At 50.5% G+C, this 22,676-nt stretch carries 15 protein-coding genes and 4 tRNA genes; 11 read left to right on the forward strand and 8 right to left on the reverse strand.

Going from position 1 to position 22,676, the window contains the following annotated elements:
* Positions 1-23: 23 nt before the first annotated feature.
* Positions 24-269, forward strand: coding sequence for a hypothetical protein (locus tag K6J72_RS07595; protein ID WP_221279472.1), 246 nt, complete (start codon positions 24-26; stop codon positions 267-269).
* Positions 251-10,378: a vacuolating cytotoxin domain-containing protein gene (locus K6J72_RS07600; RefSeq protein WP_221279473.1), complete on the forward strand. Its 10,128-nt coding sequence runs from the start codon at positions 251-253 to the stop codon at positions 10,376-10,378. Before K6J72_RS07595 ends, K6J72_RS07600 begins: the two co-directional genes overlap by 19 nt.
* Here K6J72_RS07600 and K6J72_RS07605 read toward each other — a convergent pair.
* Positions 10,375-10,614, reverse strand: coding sequence for a hypothetical protein (locus tag K6J72_RS07605; protein WP_221279474.1), 240 nt, complete (start codon positions 10,612-10,614; stop codon positions 10,375-10,377). The genes K6J72_RS07600 and K6J72_RS07605 overlap by 4 nt on opposite strands.
* Between K6J72_RS07605 and K6J72_RS07610 the strand changes: the two genes are divergently transcribed.
* Positions 10,591-11,391 carry an NAD(+)/NADH kinase gene (locus tag K6J72_RS07610; RefSeq protein ID WP_221279475.1) on the forward strand — a complete coding sequence of 267 codons (801 nt, stop codon included), beginning with the start codon at positions 10,591-10,593 and terminating at the stop codon, positions 11,389-11,391. The genes K6J72_RS07605 and K6J72_RS07610 overlap by 24 nt on opposite strands.
* A gap of 389 nt (positions 11,392-11,780) precedes the next feature.
* On the opposite strand, the gene acpS is transcribed toward K6J72_RS07610, so the two are convergent.
* Genes acpS through K6J72_RS07630 form a run of 4 tightly spaced genes read right to left on the reverse strand, consistent with a single transcriptional unit; the run spans position 11,781 to position 13,647 of the window.
* Entirely contained in the window at positions 11,781-12,176 is a 396-nt protein-coding gene (acpS, locus tag K6J72_RS07615; protein ID WP_221279476.1) for a holo-ACP synthase, read from the reverse strand.
* Positions 12,173-12,727 (reverse strand): flagellar basal body-associated protein FliL, encoded by a 555-nt coding sequence (gene fliL, locus K6J72_RS07620; protein WP_221279477.1) that lies wholly within the window; start codon positions 12,725-12,727, stop codon positions 12,173-12,175. The genes acpS and fliL overlap by 4 nt, the downstream gene beginning before the upstream one ends.
* Before the next feature lie 3 nt (positions 12,728-12,730).
* Complete coding sequence (gene rsmD / locus K6J72_RS07625; RefSeq protein ID WP_221279478.1) at positions 12,731-13,324, reverse strand: 16S rRNA (guanine(966)-N(2))-methyltransferase RsmD; 594 nt, start codon at positions 13,322-13,324, stop codon at positions 12,731-12,733.
* On the reverse strand, positions 13,324-13,647 hold the full coding sequence (locus K6J72_RS07630) for a hypothetical protein (protein ID WP_221279479.1): 324 nt from the start codon (positions 13,645-13,647) through the stop codon (positions 13,324-13,326). Before K6J72_RS07630 ends, rsmD begins: the two co-directional genes overlap by 1 nt.
* Positions 13,648-13,722: 75 nt before the next feature.
* Between K6J72_RS07630 and lepA the strand changes: the two genes are divergently transcribed.
* The gene (lepA, locus tag K6J72_RS07635) at positions 13,723-15,516 is read left to right on the forward strand and encodes a translation elongation factor 4 (RefSeq protein ID WP_221279480.1); all 1,794 of its coding nucleotides are present in this window, start codon (positions 13,723-13,725) and stop codon (positions 15,514-15,516) included.
* 488 nt (positions 15,517-16,004) lie between these two features.
* Here the strand turns inward: lepA and K6J72_RS07640 are convergent, their stop codons facing one another.
* Positions 16,005-16,445 (reverse strand): hypothetical protein, encoded by a 441-nt coding sequence (locus K6J72_RS07640; protein ID WP_221279481.1) that lies wholly within the window; start codon positions 16,443-16,445, stop codon positions 16,005-16,007.
* A gap of 394 nt (positions 16,446-16,839) precedes the next feature.
* On the reverse strand, positions 16,840-17,040 hold the full coding sequence (locus K6J72_RS07645) for a DUF262 domain-containing protein (protein WP_221279482.1): 201 nt from the start codon (positions 17,038-17,040) through the stop codon (positions 16,840-16,842).
* Positions 17,041-17,167: 127 nt separating this feature from the next.
* On the opposite strand from K6J72_RS07645, the gene K6J72_RS07650 reads away from it, so the two are divergent.
* Together K6J72_RS07650 and K6J72_RS07655 are read left to right on the forward strand one after the other, a co-directional pair.
* Positions 17,168-18,181 carry an ABC transporter permease gene (locus tag K6J72_RS07650; protein WP_221279483.1) on the forward strand — a complete coding sequence of 338 codons (1,014 nt, stop codon included), beginning with the start codon at positions 17,168-17,170 and terminating at the stop codon, positions 18,179-18,181.
* On the forward strand, positions 18,153-19,718 hold the full coding sequence (locus K6J72_RS07655) for a dipeptide ABC transporter ATP-binding protein (RefSeq protein ID WP_221279484.1): 1,566 nt from the start codon (positions 18,153-18,155) through the stop codon (positions 19,716-19,718). The genes K6J72_RS07650 and K6J72_RS07655 overlap by 29 nt, the downstream gene beginning before the upstream one ends.
* A 67-nt stretch (positions 19,719-19,785) precedes the next feature.
* On the opposite strand, the gene K6J72_RS07660 is transcribed toward K6J72_RS07655, so the two are convergent.
* Complete coding sequence (locus K6J72_RS07660; RefSeq protein ID WP_221279485.1) at positions 19,786-20,544, reverse strand: 3-hydroxybutyrate dehydrogenase; 759 nt, start codon at positions 20,542-20,544, stop codon at positions 19,786-19,788.
* A 119-nt stretch (positions 20,545-20,663) separates the two neighbouring features.
* On the opposite strand from K6J72_RS07660, the gene K6J72_RS07665 reads away from it, so the two are divergent.
* The 5 genes from K6J72_RS07665 (at position 20,664) to K6J72_RS07685 (ending at position 22,626) form a co-directional block, all read left to right on the forward strand.
* A tRNA-Gly gene (locus K6J72_RS07665) sits at positions 20,664-20,738 on the forward strand.
* Positions 20,739-20,828: 90 nt separating this feature from the next.
* Positions 20,829-20,915, forward strand: a tRNA-Leu gene (locus K6J72_RS07670).
* 2 nt (positions 20,916-20,917) lie between these two features.
* Positions 20,918-20,992 (forward strand) — tRNA-Cys (locus tag K6J72_RS07675).
* Between the two features lie 28 nt (positions 20,993-21,020).
* Positions 21,021-21,108, forward strand: a tRNA-Ser gene (locus K6J72_RS07680).
* Between the two features lie 21 nt (positions 21,109-21,129).
* Positions 21,130-22,626 carry a Na+/H+ antiporter NhaC family protein gene (locus K6J72_RS07685; RefSeq protein ID WP_221279486.1) on the forward strand — a complete coding sequence of 499 codons (1,497 nt, stop codon included), beginning with the start codon at positions 21,130-21,132 and terminating at the stop codon, positions 22,624-22,626.
* Positions 22,627-22,676 lie beyond the last annotated feature (50 nt).

Raw genomic sequence — 22,676 nt, forward strand, 5'->3', positions numbered from 1 at the left:
GCGACACCACCTTTGCCAAGAATTTGGGCACTGTCAGCTTTAGCAATGGTGCCCTGTTAAACCTCAATCAAAGCGAAATTCTAAACGCCCTACAAGGGGGTAAGACCTACACGCTCTTAAGCGGTAACGACCTTAAATTCTCCACAGACACCCAATACGCCGCCAATTTATACCAAATGGTGCAATTTGGCAATACAGCCACCACTCTAGCCAAAGACCTTAAAGGGGGTGCCACTCAAGGCGGCGACACATGGTATACATTTCTTTAGACGGCAAAACGATCAAGGAAAGTTTTGGCTCTAATGCGCTCACCTTTTCGCTGTATGTACCCCCCCCCCCCAAACCCAAACCCCAAGATAAGCCCCAAAACCCTAGTGCAAACACGCCTAACGCGGGGCAAAGTGGCCCCAACATCGCCGGCACAGGCGGGGATAGCGGCCCAAGTGGCACCACTAACCCCAATGGCAGTGGCGCACAGGGACAAGACAAGGGCACACACACAGCGGGCGCACAGGGTTCGGGTTCTAGTTCGGGCACGGACAATTCCGGAGACAACACCCACACAGCTAGTGGCACACAAGGGCAAGACCAGCACAACACCGCGGGCAATCAAGGCACAGGCACGACCACTTCGGGGCAACCAGCTAACCCCACAGCCAGCAGTGGCACAGGGCAAGCTACAGGCAATACAGGGGGCACTGCACAAGGCAGCCACACCGCAAGTTCGGGCACTTCTAGCGCAGGTTCGGGCAATTCGGGTGGCAACACCCACACCACGCAGGGCAGTGGCGATTCAGGCAACAACACCCACACAGCCGGCAGCACACAAGGCACACATACAGCAGACAGCGGCACGCCAGGGCAAGACCAGCACAACGCCGCGGGCAACTCAGGGCAGGGGGGGCATTCAGGGAACGCACACAGTGCCAGCGATGGCTCGGGTAGTGGCAGTGGCACAACCGCCGGCGACCAGGGTAAGGGCGCACCGGCGGGCACACAGGGTGCCCCCACCGCTGGCAGTGGAGATCGTGGCTCGGGCCCAGGAGGGCAGGGACAAGGACAGGGGAAAAACCCCCAAGGCGACCACAACACCGCACAAGGCGGGGGACAAGGGGGCAGTGGAGGGCAACAGGGCGGCACGCACATCGCGCAAGGTTCGCCCGGTGTTACGCCGCCCCAACCCATCCCACAAAATGTCAACAGCATGGACATTTGGAAAGATGTCTATGACATGGATAATTCGCAAACCTGGTCCCCGAATGTGGGGACTAATGGCATTGCCTATATTGACCCCTCCCACAACCACAGCGACCCGGGCTATAACCAACCCGGTCTGCCCCAAAACTCCCTAACCGCCAACGCCACTTACCAAGCATGGCCCCCTCATAACTACACCGGCTCTAGCACTGCCGTACAGGGCAACAATGCAACTTTAGTCATCGGCAACGACCAAATTAAGGCTGTGGGGCTAAACGACCCCCGCTCCGTTGTTTGGCTCGATCCTAGTGAAAGCGGCACGGAGCATTCCGAAACCAGCCTACAAGCCGACAATGTCTTCATGACCAATAACTTTTTCATTGGGCGCACGAGCAGCACGGATGGCACGGGCAACATTGGGATCACCGCCAATAAAACTTTCACAATGGATGGCTTGCAATTCACTGCTTACAGCGGTACAGGCAGCGCGATCAGCAACTATTCTTGGGACAAGTTTAAATCTTTAGGCAGTTTGAATATCCAAAACTCCCAATTTGCTAATGGAGGGGGTGCGCTCTACTTTAGCACCCCCACGGCCAGCGTCAACAACGCCCAATTCAGCGGTAATGGCACGACCATCGGCTTTGATGCCTTCAACCAGACAAACCCTAGTGTTGTCAACAATAACCCCAACACCAACAACATCACCCCCGGGCAAATGAGCTTTGCCAACACCACCTTTAGCGAAAAGGCCGGGGGGCACATCCTCATCAATGGCAGCAGTGTTGATTTAGGCACCAGCATTCAAGGCACAAAATACACCGGCACTTCCCCCGCCAGCGGGGCGGTGCGCTTTAGCGGCAACAACACAGACATTGCCATCGCCTCCACCACCGGCAACATCAGCGCCACCAGCACCAGCTTTAAAGAACAGGCGGGGGGCAACATCAGTTTAAAAAGCGGGCAAAACCTCACCATCGGTGCCAGCAGCGCAAACCCCACCAACGACAGCTCTTACACAAGCGCCTTTATCGGCAACAACACCAACATCAACCTACAAGCCAGCGGGGCCCTGAGTGTCGCCAACACCCTCTTTAACGACCCTCTGCAAAATGCCAATAGCCCGCAAAACATGACCTTAGCGGGTGCGTCCATCACCCTAAACAACAATAAATTTGAGGGCTATTCGCAATACCACTTCAACACAAACAGCCTCACTTTGCAGGGCACCACCACCATTGCCACCAACAACTACCTAAATAAGAGCAATGTGGCGACAAGCCCCTTTAGCACCTATGCGGGCAATGTCAGCTTTGGATCTAAAGCCCTGTTGGATTTAAGCAACACGCAAGAGATTTTAAACGCCCTGCAAGATGACAACACTTATACGCTCTTAAGCGGCAAGAACATCGATTATGCCAGCGACACCGCCTACGCTAAAAATCTATGGCAAATGGTGCAATTTGGCGGACAGAGCGCAACCCTAGCGACACAAGGCCTGCCACAGGGGGCTACACAGGGGCAAAATGGCATTTACTATGTGTCTTTAGACGGGCAGACCATTGAGGAAACTTTCGGAGCGAAGTCTTTAACCTTGTCGTTGCTTAATCAAGAAAAAGATGTTTGGGGGGATGTCTATACCATGACACCTGGGTGTTCTCCAGCAGCTGGGGGGGGGTGTATCGGTTGGCCTCATTGGTATGACATTGTCCATGGGGGTTATAAAACTTATAGTCCAAATGTGGGGACTAATGGAATCGCCTATATTGACCCGACACACCAAGAGGCAGAGGGCTGGAGCAATGGCAACACTTTAAGCACCTACACAGGCACAGGCAATGGCATGCACTTGCAGGTACAAGGGACCAACAACACTTTAGTGATTGGCAACGACACCAAGCAAGCGGCCACGGGAGGCATTGTGCGTTTGGGGGGGATTAACGGGATTTATAAAATCGATGTGGGCTACATCACAGACACCTTTAACGCCGCCAATATTTTTATGACCAACACCTTCCAAACAGGCAATGCGGCGAAAACGGGGGGTGGGGCGAATGTGAGCTTCACCGCTACAAATAACATCACCTTAGACGGGCTCAATTACCAAAACCTCAAGGCCGGGACCCAACACTCCAACGCTAGCTTTGTGTCTAGCGGGGACATCACCGCCACAAATAGCAATTTTGTAGATAATTCGGGGGGGGTCTTTAACTTCCACGGCCAAAACGACACCTTCACAAACTCCACCTTTTCGGGGGACAGCAGCCAAATCAACATCGATGCCAGCAATTCTTTAAGCCTCACCAACACAAACTTAAACAATGGCATGAGCACGATTAATTTAAACGCTACAAACACCCTCACAATGGGGCCAAGTGCAGACAGCGCGCCTAGCACGGCCGAAGTCCCCACTAGTGCAATCAACGCTAAGGCCTTGAATGTAAGTGCCCAAACGGCGACCTTCAACAACACCAGCTTCACTCTAGACCCCACAAGCAACACCACCTCTCAATTTAAAGTCAATCACCTCACCTTTAACAACGACACCTTTGAGGGGATCGGCAGCACTTATAGCTTTAGTGGCACACAAAACACGACCTTTTTAGGCACAAACACGATCGCCACCACGGATCTAAGCAACAACCCCAATAGCCCCTTCAAGTCGTTGGGCGGGAATGTTACTTTGGGATCTAATGCGCGCTTTGATGTGTCTAGTCCCCTGACCTATAACAAAACCTACACTTTGGTCTCAGGCTCTCACATTAATTGGCGTGATGACAGCTACGCCAAAGAGCTATGGGGCTTGGTACAATACCAGGGGATGAGCGCGATCAGCGCGCAAAGCACGGGCAACGACTCTTATATTGTGGAATTTGGGGGTCTCAGCACGCCCATTAAAGTGAAAGAAACCTTTAACAACAATGAAATCCAACTCACTTTAATCAGCCAAATCCAAGACATTTGGCCGGATGTGCACCAAATGACCACCACAGGCTGGAGGGCCGACCCCGCGCACTGGTGCACGCCTTACACCAACTCCAAGTGCAACTACACCTACACCTACAACACGAACAACAACCCCGACTATGTCGCCTACATTGACCCGAATTTAAAAAACGGGGCCTACCCCTACAGCAACCCGGGTGGCAAGCTCTTAAGCACCTACAGCGCCACCGCCAATGGGGCAAATTACGATGTAGAGGGGCAGGGGACTTTAATCATTGGCAATAACACCAACGCAGCGGCCACGGGAGGCACGATTTGGTTTGGCATCCAAAACACCGCCCAATGGGATGATCATTGCGTGATAGGTTGTGGGACCATCACTGACACCTTCAACGCCTACAATGTCTACCTCACCAACACCATTAAAATAGGGCAGTTTGCCCTAGGCGGGGGGGCGAGCATGACCTACACCGCCCGCAACAATCTCACCGCCGATGGACTCAACTACGACCAAATCGCCACGGTCTTTCCCGGCATGCAAACAAACGCCAGCCAGCACTCCAGCGCCTATTTCATCGCCAACAAAAACATGTCCATCCTCAACTCTAACTTCAACGATGCGAGCTGGGGGCTTTTTAGCTTCAGTGCCCACAACGGCAATTTGAACTTCACGGGCAGCCAGGTGCAGGGCAGCGAAACGGCCGTAACGCTAGACTCGCCCAATGTGGCCCTCACCAACACCAATTTTTATTTGGGGCAGGGCAGCAATTTAAACATTGAAAACAGCAATCAAGGAGGCGGGGGGACTCTCAGCGCCACAGGCAGCACCTTTAGCCTCAATGAGAAAAGCCACGCCACATTTGGCACAAACGCCAATTTCAACAACAGCACAGTGTTGCTCAACAATGGCGCGAGCGCGAGCTTTGGCAGTGGGGGCACTTTTGCCGGCAATAGTGCCCTAGATGCCGACAACAGCACCCTAAGTGTCAGTGGCAATGCCAGCTTTAGCAATGGGGCGGTGCTAAGCCTCATCAACCACGCCGTGGCAAACTTGCAAGCCGCCACTTTTGCCGACAATGCGAATGTCAATGTTGATCAGGGCTCTCAGGCCAACTTCAGCGGTGCGGTTACCTTCAACGACACCTCTAGCTTAAATGTCAACGGGACGGGGGCGAGCGCCACTTTGGGCGCGGCCACTTTCAATGCGGGTACACACATGATCTTAAATGGCGGGGCGAGCGCCACCATCAAGGGTGCGGCCACTTTCAACGGGGGCAATGTCAACCTCAACAACAGTGCTTTAAGCGTGGGGGGCAACGCCACCTTAAACAGCGCCAACTTCGCCCTGCAAGGCACATCCAGCTTTGACATCAGCGGGGGGGCCAGCAGCAGCGGGACCACGAATTTAAGCCTATATGGGACAGACCCGCTCAGTGTGGGGCAGAACTTTGGCGTGAGCGGGGTTTTGAATTTCAAAGGGGCGAGCAACCCCTCTAGCGTTCCGCTAGTCAAAGTGGGCGGCACCTTTGATTTGAGCAAAACGGGCATCCTAGACCTCTCTAATGTGGATTTGTCCACAGCCCTTGGGGCCTCGCCTAAAGTTTATAACATCGTGGACGCTAGGAGCATTCAGGGGATCAGTGGGGCGGATGGCTACCAAAAAATTGACTTTTATGGCATGCAAATCCAAAACGCCACCTACAACGCCACTAATAACAGCTGGAGTTTTGCCAACCCCTTAAATGGAGCCGAGCTCATCACAGAGCGCATTGAAAACGGGGATTTGAGCGTAACCATCTCGAGCAATCCAAACCCCATCGCTACCAACCTTTTCAACATCGCTCCCGAGCTGTTCTATTACAAACAATCCAAGCAAAACATCACAGGCACAGACTATGATTACAGCGATGATCGGGTGGGGACTTTCTTTTTAGACAGCAATTTTAAAGGGGTGTTCATCCCCCCCGCCACCTCCAAAATCAACCCGATCCAACCTGAGATTCCGGGCACTTATGATGGCTACAACCAACCCCTAGACCCGCTCAACATCTACAATGCGGGGATCAGCCAAGCGGATTTTGGACCTCTAATGGGCATCGCCTCCACTCTGTGGCCTGCCCTAGAAAAACTCTTGGCCTCTGGGGTGCTAAACAACTTGAGCGATCCAGCCAAAGTGATGCAGGCCTTAGGCAGCGTGCAGATCAATTTAACCCCTGCACAAAAGCAGGAGTTGCTCAATGTCATCGCCGGCTTTGACAGCAAAATCAACCAAACCTTCCAAAACGGCAATTTAGTCGTGGGGGGCACAGAGCTAGGGCAGGTCAACAGCACCAGCAAGGTGTGGTTTGGGGGCAATGGCTATGCCGGTACTTGCACGAGCGGGCCTAGCTGTCAGGAATTAAGGAACACCTACCTAGGCCAGTTGTTTGGCTCAACAGGGGTGGATTTGGGCTACATTGAGGCCAACTTCAACGCCAAGAACATTTACATTACAGGGACTGTGGGTAGCGGCAACTCGTGGCACATCGGGGGCTCTGCTGAAGTGAGCTTCAACAGCGCTACAAATTTGGTGTTGAATCAAGCCAACATCGAGGCGCAGGGTACGGATCAAATCTTCCCCCTGCTTGGCGCGCAGGGCTTGGATAAAATCCTAAGCCAGCCCGGGCTTGGCGGAGTTTTAGGCAATTTGATTTATCAAAAAAGCTTAGGCGAGAGCCTTGTACCCCAAGGGCTGTCCTTGCCCGGCTCCATCGCCAACGAAACTTTAGGGCAAATCTTTAGTGCCCAGGACCTAGGCGAGGTCTTCACGATCCCTGGCATGGCAAACATCTTAAAAGACATCTTGAGCTCTAAGACCGTGGGCTCTCTGCTTGGCAGCGGCGGGCTCATCAGCAGTTTGAGCCAAAGCGAGCAGGATAAAATCTATGGCATGCTCTCTAACGAGATCGAGAAAGGGCTAGACACCCTATCGCCCGCAGCCAAAGCCGCAGCACAAGCGGGGCTCGGCGTTGCGGGGGGCGTGCAAGGTGTCCAGCACCTCATCAACACCTTCTACTCCAAAGACACGCTTTTAACCTTAATCGATCAAATCGCACCCATGACGGGCATGACCTTGAATCAAGCCCTCTCGCAAGCCAACTCTCCGCAAGCCACAGCGGCCATGCAAAAGTTCTTAAACGACACGACCTTTGGGCAAGTCTTTAGCCAAATCATACAAAACAGCGGACTCATCAACAAAACCGTGTCGTGGCTAGGTCCTCAGATCCTAACCGACATCATGGACATGGCGATTGCGGACGCGCTCAACCCCCTAAAAGCCCTGCAAAACATGGCCGAGGATGTGGGAATCAAAATTTTAGATCAGGTGCTAGGTGCCAACACGATGGACACCCTGAAAAACTTGACCAACCAAAAGGCCATCAGCAATATCCTAGACAGCATCATTGACAACAAGGGGCTGGGCGCGCTGTGGGCCAATGGGCTAGGAAGTGTGCTGCCCCCCAATATCCAAAAAGTCCTGCAAAAAGCAGGTGTGGGGGCTCTCCTAGCGCCCAAAGGGCTTAGCGCGCTTTGGGAAAAGGGGTATTTCAGCTTCGCCGCCCACGAAAATGTGCTGAGCAACAACAGCAATTACAGCAATGAAACGGGGGGAACTTTAAGCTTCATTGCGGGCAACCAAATCGTCTTCAGCGGCAAAAACAACATCAGCTTTAGCAACTATCAGGGCACGCTCAATTTCTTCTCTAACAAGCAGTCTAACATTGATCTCACCAGCCTCAACGCCACAGATGGGCTGAACTTAAACGCCCAATTTGAGAACCTCAATATCGCTGGAGGTACAATTGCGCTCAACCAATACGAGTCGCTGGCCGTGAGTGCGCAAAACTTTAACTTCCTAGGTACGATCAACGACACGGGCGGACTCATAGACCTTACAGGCATCACGGGGGCTAATGTCATCGGCACGATGAATTTACAAGGGGCGAGCACCTTAAAAACAAATAACTTAAGCATCGCCAAAGCCCTTGATAACCAAAGCACCAATGCGATCAATGTAGGCGGCGATTTGACCCTCTACTCGGGTGCGACCTTGACCACACAGGCGCAGGGCATCAATGTCGGCGGAGCACTAAATAGTCAGGGTAGTTATGTCTTTAACCTCAACCCCAACAGCGGCAACACCGCTACAAGCAACACCGGCACACAGGGCGCAAGCGGTGGTGCAAGCGGGGCAGAGAGCGGCACAAGCACGGGCACAAATAGCAGTGGCGGCAACACCGGAGTGCAAAGCGCGAGCAGTGCAGGTGCAAGTGGGGGCATGAGTCAAAATGCGGGCAACTCCCAAAGCCAAAGTGCTAGCACGGGCACAGATATTGGCAGTGCAAACAGCCAAAGCGCAAATAGCAGCGCAAATAGCACAAGCAGTGTGGCGGTGCAAAATACGGGCTTTAGTGCCCTTAGTGTCGGTGGTACAAACAACCAAAGTGCTAGCGGGGCAGACAGCCAAAGTACGGACAATACAAGCGGTGCAGACAACGGCCAAAACCAAAGTGCAAATAGCAGCAGTGGTGCGAGCAGTGCAAGCAACACACCTATAACCCCCAACACGCCCTTAGTGCAAGTGCAGGGCATCGCCACGCTAGATGCCAGCAGCAACACCATGATCACCTTCCAAGGCGATGCGGCCAACACCTACACCTTGCTAGACAGCCAAAAATGGATGCGCTATGGCTTATATCAACAAAACTTCGACCCCAACAGCTGGAAGGATTATTTAACCCTCTACACCTATCTAAACATCAATGGCAAGAGCATGCAGCTCAATAAACAAGGCAATGGATTGACTTACAACGGGCAGGCGGTGAAGATCGCCGATCGGGGCTTGTTGGTGAGTTATCAAAACGCTCAAGGCCAAACCATCCAAGCCTCCATCGCCTTTGACAACATCAAGCTAGGGGTCAATAAAAATTTAAATGTCGGCATGCCAAACATTGAGCAATACATTGCCCACATCCAAGGCGAGGGCAGCGTGAGGGCGGTTTACGCCGCTGGAGGTCCCGGGGTGATGGGCTGGTTAAACCAATTGCTCATCGACACCAAGAACACACCCCTATTTGCCGCCTACTACTTAGAGGACAACTCCCAAGCTAACTTAGTAAAAATCGCTAAAGACATCGCCAACAGCATAGACTTGGTGGCCAGCCCCACTTTAAAAGCCACCACCTCTAGGCTCTTGCAAATCAACACCTTCACACAACAAATGAGTCGCCTAGCCAAACTCTCTAGTTTTGCGAGCAACGACACTCTCCCCGACTTTCACGACTTTTTAGTGAGCCTAAAGGGCAAAAAGTTTGCCAGCGCGGTACCTAATGACATGGACATCATCACCGCCTATTCGCAACGCAATAAATTGAAAAATAACCTATGGATCACAGGCGTGGGAGGGGCGAGCTTCGTGGCTGGAGGCACGGGCACGCTCTATGGGGTGAACATGGGTTACGACCGCTTCATCAAAGGCGTGATTGTGGGCGGATATGCCGCCTATGGCTACAGCGGCTTTTATGGCAACATCACCAACTCTGCGTCCAACAATGTCAATGTGGGGGTTTACAGCCGGGCGTTCTTAAAGGGACGCCATGAAATCACGGGCAGCGCGAACGAAACTTGGGGGTACAACAATGCCTACATCAACGCCACAGACCCGATTTTATCCATCGTGAATCAACGCTACAACTACAGCACATGGACGACCAACCTACGCGCCAACTATGGCTATGACTTTTTCTTTAAAAACAAAAGGGTGATTTTAAAACCCCAAATCGGCTTGGCTTACTACTATATTGGCTTGTCCGGCTTGCAGGGCACGATGAACAACCCCTTTTACAACCAATTTAAAGCCAATGCCGACCCGGCCAATAAATCCGTGTTAACCTTGAATTTAGCCCTAGAGAGTCGCCATTACTTCAATAAAAACTCTTACTACTTTGTCTTGGCGAGCATCGGGCGGGATTTGTTCGTGCATTCTATGGGCGATAAGGTTGTGCGCTTCATCGGGGATGACATGCTAAGTTATCGCAATGGGGGGATGTACAACACCTTTGCGGGGCTCACCACGGGGGGAGAGATTCGCTTGTTTAGGTCTTTCTACATCAATGCCAGCATCGGGGCGCGTTTTGGGCTGGATTATCAAGACATCAACATCACGGGCAATGTGGGGATGCGCTATGCCTTCTAAGTTAATTTTAAGCTTGTATAGGTTAGTATTACATTCCCCCTCCTTTTTGGCCCCAAGGAACTTAGGTTTCTTGGGGCTTTCTTGTTTTGAAAAAGTGTGTCTTTTGATTTTATTTTAAGTTTTTTTGTGCCAAAATTCAGTCCCCCCTCCTTTTTAGCTCCTAGGGTTTCCCTGGGGGCCTCCTCCATTTTTAAGTTTTCAGTGGTTGCCTGATGTGCCCCAAACCCATAAGCCATGTTTATGTCCTCTCCAAACCCGCCCTAGAGCCTAAACTTTTACACACTTTAGAGCACTGCCTTAAAGAAGCGAAGATGCCCTACAGCTTAGAGCCACCCACTGCTTGCAACCCTAGCGAAGCCCTGCTGTGTTTGGGCGGGGATGGCACCCTCTTAGCCGCTCTGCGCCACCCTTTAAATTTACCCTGCTTTGGCGTGCATGTGGGGCATTTGGGGTTTTTAACCGCCACGAACTTAGAAGGTGTCCTGGAGTTTTTAAAAGCCCTAAAGAGGGGGGATTACAAAGCCCACAGGCATTTAATGCTGGAGGGTCAAAAGGGCAATCAGCACATTTTGGCCGCCAACGATTTGGTGGTGAGCAAGAAAGACTACTATGGCATGCTGGAGTTGCAACTTTTCATCGATGGGGTTTTAGCCAACACCTACAAGGTGGATGGGCTCATTTTTGCCACGCCTTTGGGCTCCACCGCTTATAACATCAGCGTGGGCGGGAGCGTGCTCGACCCCTTGTGCCAAAATATTTTAATCACACCCATTGCCCCACACTCTTTAAGCGAAAGGCCGCTGATCTTGGGGGCTAGGGCTTGCTTAAAAGTGGTGTCTAACCAGGCGTGCATTGTGGTGGCTGACGGGCAGGTACGCCACACCTTAAGGCCCAAACAGAGCCTGTTTATCCAGCGCGCCAAACGCCACGCCATCTTACTGCAGCCCCTAGAGCGCAATTACTTTAAAGTCCTCAAAGAAAAATTTGCGTGGGGCTCTACGCCCCAAAATTAACCCCAACACCAGCCCAGCCCATACACTTTAAATATGTGCACAAAAAGGGCTTTATTCACATGTCATTCACGCTTTATTCACATGTTGGGCACATGCGCTAATGCCCTTGTATAGGGGGTTTGTGGGGGTTTTTAAGGGCTTTGGGCACATGTGTGTGAAAAGTTTAGGCACATGTTTTGTGCCCATGTGCTTAAAGCAGTGTGCCCATGTGCCTAAAACGCCCCAAAAACCCGTTTTTTAAGTGTGTTTTTGCCCCATTTTTTCATTTTTTTGTGCCAACATGTGCCTGAAAGTGATTTTTTCCCCGAGCCACAAACGCCCTACACAGCGGGGTTAGCAAGGCTTTGGGCACAAATTCACATGCCCTACTACAACTACTAAAATGTATATTAATCTAGGGCTTTTTGGGTTTTGGTGAAAAAGGGAGGGGTTTGGGCCTGAAATTGCACAAACACCACAGCGGCGGCAAACCCCCCATCGTGCGTGATGCTGGCGTGCAAGCTGTGGATGTTAAATTCTCTTTGCTTGTCCACACTAAGGCTTAATAAGGGCGCGCCCAATGCGCTCTTGGCAAGCCTTATATCTAAAAAGCTAAGCTGTGATCCAATGCCCACGCCCAACGCCTTGGCGCAGGCTTCTTTACACGCCCATGCCCCGGCGAGGCTAGCGGGCTTGTTAAAAAGGGCTTGTTCTTGTGGAGATAAAAAGCGGTTTAAAAATCGTTGTTGGAATCGGCGGACACTGCACGCTATGCGCTCGATAGCGACAATGTCAAGCCCGATCATTGAATCACAAAGTCTGTGAAAAAGACATTTTTCACATAGCCGTCAATGAGAAAGCTGTTGATGTTGTTGCGGACTTCTTCTTTGAGCTTGTTTTTGCCCTTTAGGGTGCTGATCTCTTCAATGGATTTAGAGGACAAGATTTCTATAATGGTGTCTTTGATCGCCGTTTCTTTGGTTTTGACCTCTGCTAGCAATTTTGCATCACTCAGCTCCAAAGTGATGCTTGTTTTTAAGTAACGCCGCCCGTTTTGGGTGATCAAATTCACCACAAAGGGGGTTTCTATGGGAAAGAGTGGCCCTAAAGATAAATAATCTGAAGAGCGCACCATCAAATCAGACTGCCCTCTATTGTCGTTGAGCTTGGAGCTTTCTCTCATTTGGCGCATTTTGTCGTTCACAATGCCCCCTTTCGCTCCGTCTTTTTCGCTGTTTTTATTCAGCAACAAAATGGCGATCACCCCCATCAACACAATCATCACCACGATCGTACCTGCGATCACCAACAAAAGGGCTCGATTCTTCTTAGGTTGCTCTTTGGCTTCATCTGCCATGCTTCATTCCTTTGTGTAAAGATAGTAACTTAAAGTCGTCCTGCCACATTTCTTAGCTTTGATTATACTAAAGCTTGCCACATTTGGCATACACGCCCCACTTAAATGCTCAAACACCAATAAAAAGCCGTGTTGCAAAAACCGCTCCAAACCCTTTAAACTTGCCACGAATGCCCAGCACCTTTCATAAATGCCCTCCAAAAACGGGGGGTCTAAATACAACACCACCAAACCCCTCGGCTCTAACCCTTCTAAATGCCCTGCTAGGGCGCTGAATAGATCCGCTTGGATAGTTCTTAGGCGGGCTGTGGGCATGCGCTCTTTTAAAGCTCTGGCGTTTTTTTGTAAGATTTGGAAGGCTTCTTTATCTTTTTCAAAGATCAACACCTCATGAGCCCCACGGCTCAAAGACTCCAAGCCCATCGACCCGCTCCCCCCAAAGCCTTCAACAAAAGTACTCTGCAAAATCGAACCTTGTAAGACATTAAAGAGGGATTCTTTGACGATCGCCTTTGTGGGGCGGGTGGTGGTTTTGGCGGGCATTTGCAAAGTTAGTCCCTTGCACGCTCCGCCCAAAATCTTTAAACTAGGGGGCATCAGCGTTTGTAATCCTGCAATAAATCAAGCAATTTGTAGGTGTATTCTTGCAATAAAGATTGTACCTTATGCTCCAAACTCTCACTTTGGGCTTTGTTGGCGTAAAACTCTTGTAACTTTTGGAGCAACTCCGCCTTAGTGAAAGGGGTTAAAATGTATGCGCTTGAGTCTGAGCCGATGAGGCAAGTTGCTTTGTAGGGGTTTTTAACGGGATGGTCGCTTAAGATGAAGTCGCAATTTTCTTCAGTGGCCAAGAACTCTTGCAGGTAGCTTTCTAGAACTTGCCCAAGCAACAAAGAGCGGCAACTGATAAAAATCTTCACTTTAAGAACTCCGTTTCTGGCACAATAGGGTATTATTGCATATCCTAAGTTTAAAAACGCTTTTTAAGGGAGGCCATGCAAGAGCATATCCGCAATTTCTCCATCATCGCCCACATCGATCATGGCAAAAGCACGCTCGCCGATTGCTTGATCCAAGCCTGCAAGGCGTTAAGTGTGCGTGAAATGACCAGCCAAGTCCTAGACACCATGGACATTGAAAAAGAGCGCGGAATCACCATTAAAGCGCAATCTGTGCGCCTGACCTACCGCTACAAGGGGCAGGAGTACATTTTAAATCTCATAGACACCCCCGGGCATGTGGATTTTAGCTACGAGGTGTCCCGCTCGCTATGCGCTTGCGAGGGGGCGTTGTTGGTCGTGGATGCCACCCAGGGCGTGCAGGCCCAAACGATCGCCAATGTCTACATCGCCCTAGACAACCACTTAGAAATTTTGCCCGTGTTGAATAAAATTGACCTGCCAAACGCTGAGATAGAGGCGGTGAAAGAGGACATTGAGGACACCATAGGTCTAGATTGCACGGAGGCTAATTGTGTGAGTGCCAAGACACAGCTAGGCATCAATGAGCTCTTAGAGACCATCATCACCAAAATCCCCCCCCCAACAGGCGTAAAAGAAGCCCCCACAAAGGCTTTAATTTACGACTCTTGGTTTGACAACTACTTAGGGGCTTTGGCGTTGGTGCGCCTAAAAGAAGGGCGTTTGCAAGTCAATCAAGAGGTCTTGGTGATGGGGAGCGCAAAAACCCACCAAGTGCTCGGCCTTTACTACCCAAACCCTTTGCACAAAATCCCCACCGACTCGATTGAATGCGGTGAGATCGGCATTGTGTCTTTGGGCTCTAAAAACCTCACCGACATCGCCGTGGGCGACACCATCACCGATGCTAAAACCCCCACAGCCGCGCCCATAGAGGGCTTTAAACCGGCTAAACCCTTTGTCTTTGCCGGGCTTTACCCCATAGAAAGCGACCAATTTGAGGAATTACGCGAGGCTTTATTAAAACTCCAGCTCAACGACTCGTCCTTGCAGTTTGAGCCTGAAAGCAGCGTGGCGCTAGGTTTTGGCTTTCGGGTGGGCTTTTTAGGCTTGCTGCACATGGAGGTCATTAAAGAGCGCCTAGAAAGGGAGTTTAATTTAAATCTCATTGCCACCGCCCCCACGGTGGTCTATGAGGTGCATTTGACAGACGGGCAGATTGTCGCCGTGCAAAACCCCAGCCAACTGCCCCCTGAGAGCACGATTGAGAGCATTTACGAGCCCTATGTGAAAGCGAGCATCATCTCCCCTAGCGAGTATCTAGGCAATCTTTTAAGCTTGCTAAGCAACAGACGGGGGGTGCAAGAGAAAATGGAGTATCTCAACCAAAACCGCGTGATGCTCACCTACGATTTGCCCAGCAACGAAATTGTGATGGACTTTTACGACAAGCTCAAATCTTGCACAAAGGGCTATGCCAGCTTTGACTACGAGCCCATCGGCTACAAAGAGGGGCAATTGGTCAAGCTAGACATAAGGGTGGCTAATGAAGTCGTGGATGCGCTCTCCATCATTGTGGATCGCTCTAAAGCCTATGAAAAGGGCAAAGCTTTGGCCGAAACGATGAAAACCTTGATCCCGCGCCAACTCTTTGAAGTGGCGATTCAAGCGAGCATCGGTAATAAAATCATCGCCAGAGAAACGGTCAAATCGGTCGGCAAGAATGTTACTGCCAAGTGCTACGGGGGCGACATCACCAGAAAACGCAAACTCTTAGAAAAACAAAAAGAGGGCAAAAAGCGCATGAAAGCCATTGGCAAAGTCCACCTACCCCAAGAGGCGTTTTTGGCGATCTTGAAGGTAGATTAAAAAGCCAAAAAACAAACTTTCGATTCTTTTGGCGCACGGGGTGTGCGTTTTTGCATGTTTGACGAAAAGGGTTTTATGTAGAGGTTGTCTGTTAAAGTGGCGCAGGAGTCGCCGTTTTTGCAAGGGGGGTATTGCCCACTTGAGAAGACACTTTAGGCAAATAGACAACAACTTAAAATCCACGATGGGCTTGTGCAAGGCAAGCAAGAAGCCAGCTATGGAGTTGTTTTGGCTTTGCTTTGCTTGGGGGCACAAGCCCTTTATTATTTAAAGACAGCAGGGAGGACACGCCCAGGGCGTGGATTTAAATGCCTTCGGGGCAAATGAGTTGTTTGGAAACCACACTTTAGCCTTTGGGGGCATGTCCGCAAAGAGATGCTTTTAGAGGTTTTAGAGCACCTCAAAGGTGCTCACTAGCCAAGTGGGCTTTTTGCTTATCGGCGAAGTTGTATTTTTGGTGCTCATTGCCCGTCCACGCTTTTAGTTCATTAAAAGAGATTATCAAAGATCGATGGTGGTTGATTCATGTCATCGCAGACACGATGGGCGACACTCACATCTGCCCACTTGGTGTTAGGCCGTCTCGCTTGGGCATTGTGGTTTTCTAAAAAGCAGGTAAGGTCATTAAAGTTGATGATGGTGGGATTTTCTGTACCTATGCGCATGAAATAGACTTGTGCGTTTTCCTCTTGGTGTGCCACCATCGTGTTGGTCGTGCCAAAGTCGATCCCCATTAAGCCCTCTTTGGTGTCGGCTTTGGGATTTCTGGCCACAAGCGGGGTTTTAAGGGGCACGAACGCCCCCTCTTGTTTGTCTTGCCCCCCCCCACAGCCCCGGGCACCGGTTAAAATCTTAGGGTCGTAGGGTTTGAGGTCGGCGCGAATGAAGTGCGAATCCTTTACAGGACCTACAAAATGAGCGAGAGCCATTGGGTTTAAAGAAGGCGGATGTGAAAGCCTTGTTTGAGGACATGGACAAGGGCGCAAAAGCACCATCCTTAAACGCCATCGAGCGCACGCATGGCGGGTAGTTTTGCAAACGGATCATCGCGGGCAACTACAGCCAAGCGCACACCAAAACCATGTTTTTTACTAAAAAAGACTTTTTAGAGTTTTGCACCCAAGAGGTAGCCCCGATTGTCAGGGTGTTGAAAATCCACAAGGCGTTTTCTAATTTCTTATCTTCATTGCCCCCTCACACTCAATGGGGGAAAAAGCGGTAATTTTTCTCATACAGCGAAACCCTAGAAAGCGAAACCTTAGAAGAAGTACTTTGAGAAAGCTCATGGGTGTGAGGATATTTTCTAGCACCCAAACCTCCTCATCAGTCGCCACTTGACTGCTTAGGTGCGTTTTTTGTAATCGGGCTTGCCACTAATGTCGTCCCTATCCCACAGACAAGATTCGAGCACGCCCACTGGGTCGCTTGTTTTTTGCTCTTGTCCTTGTAAGCCTTGTTGTAAAAGGCTTTTAGCAACAAAATCAGCGTGGTGGTGCGCTGTTGTCCGTCTATGATGTGTTGCACCCCATGCAAATGTCTTCAATCGGTGGTGCCAAAAACCTAACATAAAAATTAGTCTTTAGCTAACTAAGCCCCTTATGCACTTTTTGCTGTAAAATACCCCTTTCATTACAAAGTGCAAGGATGGCGTTTGGATTTACAAGCACGGCGTTTAAGGGCGTTTAAAGCGAATAAACGGGCGTTTTGGGCATTGGTGGTCTTTGTGGTGTTGTTTGTGTTGTCCTTGGGGGCTGAACTTTGGGTGAATGACAAACCTCTGTTCATTTACAAAGACCATAAAGCCTACTTCCCCATTTTCAAGGACTACCCAGAGAGCGCCTTTGGGGGGGATTTTTACACAAGTGCGGACTACACCGACCCTTATGTCAAAAACCACCTCCTTAAAAATGCCTTTGTGATTTGGCCCTTAATCCCCTACTCTTACGACACCATCATCATGGACTTAAAAAGCCCTGCCCCCACGCCCCCGAGCCTAAAGCACCTTCTTGGCACGGATGATCAAGCCCGCGATGTGCTGGCGCGCTTAGTCTATGGCTACCGCATTTCTATTTTATTCGGGCTGATCTTAAGCGTCTTTAGTGTGGGGCTAGGCGTGGCAATCGGGGCCCTTCAGGGCTACTATGGGGGGCTCATAGACCTACTAGGACAGCGTTGTATTGAGATTTGGAGTGCTATTCCCATGCTCTTTTTACTCATTATCCTTTCTAATTTATTCACCCCTAATTTTTGGTGGCTCTTGGGGCTGGTGCTGGCGTTTTCTTGGATGGGGTTAGCGCAGGTGGTACGCACCGAGTTTTTAAGGGGACGCAACATGGACTATGTCAAGGCTTCTTACGCCTTAGGCGTGAGCGATGCACGGGTGATTTTCTATCACATTTTGCCTAACGCCCTAGTCGCCACCATCACCTACTTGCCCTTTGTGATGGCGGGCAGTATCGGCACTTTGGTAAGCCTAGATTTTCTAGGCTTTGGCATGCCCGTAGGCTCTGCCAGCCTAGGCGAGCTTTTGAATCAGGGCAAGAACAATCTTTACGCCCCCCATTTAGCCTTAGTGGGCTTTTTTGCCACCGCTTTGCTTTTATCTATCTTGGTCTTTATCGGGGAGGGGGTGAGAGATGCCTTCAGCGCCACAAGTGTTAAATAACCCCCTACTCCGTCTTGAGAATTTAAACGCCCGTGTGGGGGCGGATTTCTTGCTTAAGGACATTCATCTAAGCGTGGGCGTGGGGCAAAGAGTGGCTTTAGTGGGCGAATCGGGCAGTGGCAAAAGCTCACTAGCTAGCCTCATTTTACGCCTAAGCCCGAGCATTGCGCCCATCAGCGGACAAATTTCCTTTAAGGGGCAGGATTTATTGCGTTTAAGCGGGGGGGCAATGCGGGCTTTGAGGGGGCAACACATCGGCTACATCGCCCAAGAGCCCCTAAGCGCGCTAAACCCCTTGCATAAAATCCAAAAGCAGATTTTAGAGGCTTTGTATTTGCACGCCAAGCCCAGCAAGCAAGAGGCACACGAACGCCTAGAGGCGGTTATGGCACAAGTGGGCTTGCCGATGGATTTGTGCCAAAGGTATCCTTATGAGCTCAGTGGCGGGCAGAACCAACGGGCGGCTTTAGCGATGGCGTTAATCAACCGCCCCAAGCTGTTGATTTGCGATGAGCCCACCACTGCCCTAGACGCACAGGTGCAATTACAGATTTTAGAATTGCTGAAGAGTTTAAGCGTGCAACACCAAATGGCGTTGTTGTTCATCAGCCACGATTTGGGGGCGGTGGGCTTGCTTGCCGACACAATCTATGTCTTGCAACAGGGGCAAATTTGCGAGCACAACACCACCAAAGAACTCTTTAACGCCCCCAAGCATCCTTATACGCAAATGCTCTTGCAGGCGAGGCAGTTGCAAAAAAAGCACACCAAAGCCCTAGATCCGCTCACTTTAAGCGTCCAAGATTTCAGGGTGTTTTACACCAAGTCCAAATTCTTTAAAAAAGACATTTTTGAGGCGATTAGGGGCGTAAATTTTAATTTACGCAAACAAGAAACGCTAGGCATTATCGGGCAGAGTGGGAGCGGGAAGAGCTCTTTGGCGATGGGCTTGTTGAAATTAGCCCAAAGTCAAGGCGTGCAGGTGTTGATGGGGCAGAATGTGGGGGGCTTAAGCCGCCAAAGTTTCAAGCCCTATCGCAAATCCTTACAAATGGTCTTCCAAAACCCCTTTGCTTCGCTCAACCCCCGCTGGAGCGTGCAAGAGATTTTATTAGAGGCGTTTGTGGGCGCAGGGCTTAAGGGAGACATCGCGCAGGTTAAAGAGAGTTTAGAGGCGGTGGGGTTGGAGGCAAAGCATTTGCATTACTACCCCTTTGAGCTGAGCGGAGGGCAGCGCCAAAGGGTCGCCATTGCAAGGGCGATCCTCACCCGTCCGCAAGTGGTGGTGATGGACGAGCCCACTTCGGCATTAGACAAGAGCCTACAAAAGGTCGTGCTTGCCTTGCTTTTAGAATTGCAAGAAAAGTTGCAACTAAGCTATGTGTTTATCAGCCACGATTTAGATGTCATTGAGTGCATGTGCGATCGTGTCTTGGTGGTGCATAAGGGGGCGGTGGTGGAGAGCGGCAAAGTGGCTGAGGTCTTTTCTCACCCCAAGCACCCTTACACCAAAGAGCTTTTAGAAACAAGGCTTTAAAACCCGCTAAAGGGTGTTAAAGCCCCTTTGTAGAGCGTTTGGGCGGTGCTTAGAAAATGGCTCTCCTTTATTGTGCTAGGTAGCCGCCATCGATCACAAAGGGCTGGCCCGTGATGCTCTTAGCCGCATCGCTTGCTAAAAAGAGGGCAAGCTTGGCGATGTCTTCAATGGCGATCAAACGCTTTTGAGGGATGAGTGGATAGAGGATCTTTTCTAGGGCTTCTTGGGCACTCATTTGACGGGTCTTAGCTAGGTCGGCTAATTGGTTGCGCACTAAGGGCGTGTCAACATAGCCCGGACAAATAGCGTTAGCCGTGATGTTAAAGAGCGCGCCCTCGAGAGCGCAAACTTTGGTCAGTCCAAGGAGTCCGTGTTTAGCGCTGTTGTAGGCAGCCTTGCCCGCAAAGCCCACTAGGCCATTGATCGAGGCCATGTTGAGAATGCGCCCGAATTTTTGCGCTTTCATTAGGGGAAAAGCGCATTTGGTGAGCATAAAAGGCCCCACCAACTCTACTTGTAGCATTTTGTTAAAAACTTCTGTAGGGAAGTCTTCTAACAAAGCAACATGTTGGAAGCCGGCGTTGTTGATGAGTACATCTACAGAGCCAAACACCTTGTGGCTCTCTTGTATGAGGTTTTGGCATGCAGACTCACTAGACACATCGCAGGGAATAAAGATCGCGTTTTTAGAGGGCGTGGTGGCGGCGACTTGGCTCAAGGCTTCTTGGTTTAAGTCAGAAAAAACCACTTGATGCCCTTCTTGTAAAAAAGCTTGCGCCACACCTAGACCAATCCCGCTGGCACTCCCGGTAATGACAATGACCATAGACACTCCTTGTTTTGAGATAGACAATCCTAACACCTTTTGGTGTCTTTGGGGTCTTTTAATCTGCCTTGATAAAACTCTTGACTTATACAATAAATCGTGCTAGAATTGCACTTTTTGCGGGAATAGCTCAGTGGTAGAGCACGACCTTGCCAAGGTCGGGGCCGCGGGTTCGATCCCCGTTTCCCGCTCCATAATTAAAAAAGCTCGTGATTTTCGATGGAAATGGCCACGACTAATCCTAAAAGCCCTAAAAAGTACTTTGAAAGTTTAGTTTGCGAGCAGCCCAGGTGGTGGAATAGGTAGACACAAGGGACTTAAAATCCCTCGGTAGCAATACCGTGCCGGTTCAAGTCCGGCTTTGGGCACCAGTGGCGACGTAGCCAAGTGGTAAGGCATGGGTCTGCAAAACCTTGATTCCCCGGTTCAAATCCGGGCGTCGCCTCCATGTGATTTTGCTTATTTTCTACGATTAGCGGGAGATGGCTGAGTGGTTGAAAGCGGCGGTCTTGAAAACCGTTGAGGGTAACACCTCCGGGGGTTCGAATCCCTCTCTCCCGGCCACTCTCTCACCGATAGGATTTCATGGGTCATTCTATTTATAGTCTAGCTGTCCCCTTTCTTGTCATTTTTATGGTCATTTTCACCCAAAGAGTCGCCCTTTCGCTCTTTAGTGGGATCGTTCTAGGTGCGCTTTTGATCACCGATGGGAGTTTAATTTCACTGCTCAACTACATTTACTCTAAAATCAGCGCGGTGTTTTACACACAAAGCCCTAGTGGCTTTACGCCAAAGTTAAGCAGTTTATGCGTCTTTGGCTTTCTCATCACGCTAGGGGTATTGAGCCAAGTGATCGCCAGCTCAGGGGCGATCAATTCCTTCGTGCATTGGGCGAAAAACTATGTCAAGGGCGCAAGACAAGCTGAGGGCGTGGCGCTCTTTGCTGGGCTTGTGATTTTCATTGATGATTATTTTAATGCCCTCATTGTGGGGCAAATTAGCCGCTCTTTAAGCGATATGCATAAATCTAGCCGTGAGAGATTGGCCTATATCATCGACTCCACCTCCGCGCCCGTGTGCCTACTGATGCCCATCTCTAGCTGGGGGGCGTATATTGTGGGCGTGATGCAAAATGAAGGCTCGCCCTTGCTTAAAGACAGCTTTGCCCTGCTTTTAGCCAGCATTGGGAGCAATTACTATGCGTGGTTTGCGCTTTTCGCGGTGTTCTTAGCCATTGTGTGGCAAATCAATTTGCCCGCCATGCAAAAATACCAAAATGTGGGCGTGCAAGATTTGCAAATGCCTCTCAAAGAAGGCAAAAGTGCGCCCGTGCACTTACTCGTTGTCAGTATCATAAGTTTGATTATAAGCATCACCGCTTTAATGTTTTACACGGGCTATACCCATAGCCAAAGCAAAGAGATTTTAGACATTTTAAAGCACATAGACAGCGCGTTTTCGCTCTTTGTGGGGGGGTTGTTTTCTTTGGGGCTGTGTGTGTTCTTAGCCCGCCCTTATTTGCCCAAAAACTCTTTCTTTGGGCTATGCAAAAAAGGCTTTTTGAGCATGGCTGGGGCGATTTGGGTTTTGGTTTTGGCATGGGCGGTAGGCCCTATGATTAGGGATGATTTGCAAACGGGGGTGTATTTAGCCAGCCTCTTGCAGCACTTTGAAGGGGTGTTTTTACTCATCCCCTTATTGCTCTTTTTGATCTCAGGTTTCATCGCCTTCACCACGGGCACCAGCTGGGGGGCGTTTGCGATCATGCTCCCCATTGGGGCGGGGATGGTGAGCGTGGTTGGGGGAGACATTGTCTTGGTGCTCTCAGCGATTTTATCCGGCTCTGTCTATGGGGACCACGCCTCGCCCATATCCGACACCACGATTTTATCGGCCACGGGGGCGGGCTGCAGTGTGCAAAGCCACTTTTTAACCCAACTGCCCTACGCCACACTCACCGCCGCATGCGCCATGCTCGCCTTTTTAGTGGCAAGCCTCACGCTCTCTAAAACCATAGGCTTTTTAGTGGGCTTAGGCCTACTTGCCGGGCTGTTTTATTTCTTAAAAACTCTGTTTAAATAACTTTTGGTAACAAACCCACGCCCTTTTGAGTGCCTCTGGGGCAAAGGGGC

The sequence above is a fragment of the Helicobacter sp. NHP19-003 genome, from assembly GCF_019703305.1.
Lineage (GTDB): Bacteria > Campylobacterota > Campylobacteria > Campylobacterales > Helicobacteraceae > Helicobacter > Helicobacter gastrocanis.